Source organism: Rhizobium sp. CF122 (assembly GCF_000282035.1).
GTDB lineage: Bacteria > Pseudomonadota > Alphaproteobacteria > Rhizobiales > Rhizobiaceae > Rhizobium.
The window spans coordinates 1-3,870 of the sequence record NZ_AKKA01000103.1 but is presented as its reverse complement, the minus strand read 5'-3'; the positions used below and the strand labels follow the sequence as shown (position 1 = coordinate 3,870).

The 3,870-nt window shown below is 62.5% G+C and carries 1 protein-coding gene; it reads right to left on the bottom strand.

Translation table 11 applies throughout. The features are described 5' to 3' along the window. Positions 1–3,870: peroxidase family protein (locus PMI09_RS25685; RefSeq protein ID WP_037084110.1), on the bottom strand; the 3,870-nt coding region annotated here is incomplete at both ends.

The window sequence follows — 3,870 nt, the reverse complement described above, 5'->3', positions numbered from 1 at the left end:
CGCTTCCGCCCAGAACCAGAGCGGCGGCAACGGCGCGTTTTTCCGCAAGCGTGTCGACGTCGGCCTCCGTCAGGGCGGCATGCGTGCCATACGCCGCGATGAAATTGACCACCGAGGATTGGTGCTTCAGGTTGGCCGCAAGCTCGACCCAACTCGCATATGGCTTGAGCTGGCCGTCGCCGGTGGCGTTGTAGAATTCACGGCGCGCCGCATTGAGCGACGGCACGCCCGTATCGCGCCCGCGCATCAGGTTGATGCTCGGTAGATCAAGCGGCAGGCCAAGAAGGTTGTTGCGCAGCGCTTCCGTGACGAACTCGTCGATCTCGTTGCCGGTTTGGCGGGTCATGCCGCGCACGATGGCGCCGGCCGCCTGTTCGGCCGTCAAGGCACCGTCATTGTTGAACGCGACCGGGTTGAGGAAGGCCTCGATCAGGCCGATCTCACTCGACTGGAAGTTGGGGTCGAGGCGGTTCACGGTTTCCGTCAGCATCGAGTGGCCGAAGCGATAGACCACATGGGCGAACTCGGCAACGATCGCGGGATTGATCGTGGCGTCGTAGCCCTGGCCTTCGGCGAGGAACACGTCGACCTGCGGCTGGACCTTGCGCGCGAATTCCTCGAACACCAGGTGCTGGTACTGCATCTCGGTGGCAAAGCGCGCCGCCTGGAACAGGCGCTCGCCGTTCCACGAGCCATCGGGCAACTGCCACTGGGCGATGAAGGCGGGATCGTTAGAGGCGAGAACGACATCCTTGGTGTGCTGAACCATCCGGTTGTGTTCCGAATGGAAGATGTGGTGCACGGTGGTCAGGCCGATGTTCTCGTTGCCGCGACCATCGCCAGTGATGAAGTGGCGATCGAGCAACTCGTTGTCGTAGGTGCCCGGATTGTTGTCATCGCCAATGCCGGTGTCGGCGTCGGCCGTCAGGAGCGCGCCGGCCGAATTGCGTGGATTGGCGCTGTGGGCGATGTCGTCGAGGAAGGCATGGTTGGTCCGGACGACATCGACGGGGACAGCGAGGCCACCGGCGACCCCTTCGACAAGTCCGCCTGCGGTTACAAATTGCGCCAAGCCGTTCGCGCCCGGAATGAACTTGCCGTAGGGATCAGTGGCAACCATCGGCAGGTTGGTAACGTCCGCGTCCGTGAGGGTGATGCCAAGCATCAACGCTTGCGCTTTGACGTTGGCCCAGGTCGGCAGGCCGCCGTCAGCGCCGTCGAGCAACTGCCCCGTCGCGAGCGGGTGACTGTTCGCATCGAGCGCGTACTCGCGCAGGAACACCTGATGCGAGGGATGTGAAGTATAGGTCTGGTTCTGATCGACGAAGGGCGTGGTCTGGTTGTTATGCCTGTGGATGTCGTCGGCCGTCCCGAGGACGCCGTCGGCGCCTGCCTGGACGAGCGTATTGGTGGCCCGGCTCAGCACCATGAAATTGGTCGGGCTACCCTCCACATAAAGGGGATCGTCAGGCTGCAACGGGACAAATATCGTGCCGTTTCCGCCCTTGTTGACGAGGTCGAGGCCATGGTCGAAGAACTGGCCAAAGAAGGTGAACCAGCCATTGAACCCCGCCGACAGGCCCGCGTCAGGTGCCGTGTTGGGGACAAATAGCGGTTGGCCGGCGGGAATGGCGACACCATTCAAATCGAGCAGGACGCCATTGACGTCGAGCGTTCCGAGGCCCGCCGCGACGAAGGCCTCAACGGCCACCGGGTTGGTGATCGTCTGGTCGACGATCAGATTGGAGATGATGCGCGGATCGGCGTCGACGACGTTGGTTGTGGAGGCGTAGTTGGTATTGGTAATCGGGCCGAACGTGTCGCCGTCCTGGTCATTGCGGAACTGCTGATCCAGCAGGGACGGGAAATTTTGGTCGGCAGCGCCGAAGTCGGTCTGGCCCTGAACCAGGTTGTTGAACGAACCGTCCACCGTGCGCAGGCCAAAAGGCAGCCTGGTGTTCGGCAGCAGCGAGCGCAGGTCCTGTGCCGGGGTTCCATAAGCCCCCGAATGCGCTTCAGCGATCAGAATCTGTTCAAGCATGAACTGCAGATCGCTGCGGATCAGATGGATGCCGGCGCTGGTGACCGGTGTTTCGGCCGGAATCGGCGCAGGCGCCGCCGCCGGTGCACCGGCAGCGACGGCCACGGTCGGCGCGGAGAACACCGTCTCCAGCACGCCATTGGCGTCCTGATAGACCGCCTTGGCGCGCAGTCTCAGCCCATCAAGATCGGGCGTGATGCGGAACGTACTGCCAAGCGCCGTGCCGGGGTTGCCGCCGCCAAAGTCGACGATATCCTGGAAGATGCCCGAGCCGGCGATGGCTTCCGATTGCCAGATAATGCTGATCGGACCGGTAATTTCTCCCGTGCCCGGATTGTCGGCGTCGGTGACGCCCGCCGTCGAAGCCGTCAATACCTGATTGACGGCCGGCGTGAGGTCGTCAAGCACCAACAGGCCAACCGGATCATTGTTGAGACCGGCCACGAGTGTCACGGACTGGTCCGCAAATTGCAGCCGCTCGACGTTCAGGAGGCGGTCGGCGCCGTCAGCGTCGACACCGATGACTACTCCATTTCCATCAAGCAGATTGTGCGTGACAGTCGTAACACCGTCCAGGCTGGTCACGACAGTGTAGTTGGCTCGATTGTCGGAGAATACGGCCGTATCGAAGTCGGCGTCGCCGGTGTTGATCTCGCGAACGATACTGAGCTGGCCTGGCTTGATTTCACCCGAAAGCACATAGGGCACAAGCTCTGTCAGGCTGTCCACACTGGTGATGACGGGCTGGCCCGGCTGCGGCGTGTGGCCGGTCACCGAAATCCGCACGTTCAACCAGCGGTCGCCGTCGATGAGGTCGTCACCGCCGCGGCCTTCGATAATGTCGCTGCCGCTGCCGCCGAGGATGATATTGCCGGCGCTGAACGAAGTGACGCCCGTCGTCGACAGAATCTGGTCGAGAAACGCCTGCAGATCGTCGATCAGGCTGATATTGGTGAGCGCACTGTTCTGTGGCCCGGCAACGTTGATCTCGGCCGCGTCGGCATCGTCGCCGCGCAGGATGTCGCCAAAGGCCGATCCAGTCAGGCCCTCCACCTGGGCGAACCGGTCAAGAATGCCCTGGTTGGAGGGCGTTACCGGCGGCTCAATGAAGTCGTTGACATTGAGGTCGACGGTTACGCCGAACGCATCGTTCTTGTAGCTGGCCCAGTCGAAGCCGCCGCCGCCGCCAAAATGGTCTTCGCCGTCGGACATGACCATGATGTCGTCGCCGCCTTCGCCGTCGACTTCGTCGAAGCCGCCGCCGGTGATGAAAACATCGTGGCCGATGACGGTGCCCGCCTCCTGCGGGTCGAAATTGTCGCCGCCCGCGCCATCGGATGTGCCGATCTCGATCCAGTCATCGCCCTCATTGCCGAATGTCGGCAGGTTCATCTGGGCGCCCAGGATGAAGTCGTTGCCGGTGCCGCCGAAGGTCTCGGAAACGTCCTCACCGGTGATGATGAAGTCGCTGCCACCCCCGCCGAGGATCAGATTGAAGCCATTGCCGCCGTGAATGACGTCATCGCCGTCATTGCCCTTGAGGACGTCATCGCCGCCCAGGTCGGTAATGATGTCGTCGCCGGCGCCGCCTTCGATATTGTCGACGCCGTCGCCACCCTCGATCCGGTCATTACCACCGTCGCCCAGGAGCGTGTCATCGCCAATGCCCGAAATGATAATGTCATCGCCCTCGGTGCCGCCGAGAACCACGTGATCCTCGCCGGTGTAGTGGAGGAAATTGGTATCGACGACCGCAGTCGCCGGGTTGTCGCGAATGACGAGCGGAATGAGGGCAGAGCCGCCGAGAGGATCAGAATTGCCGGAAATCC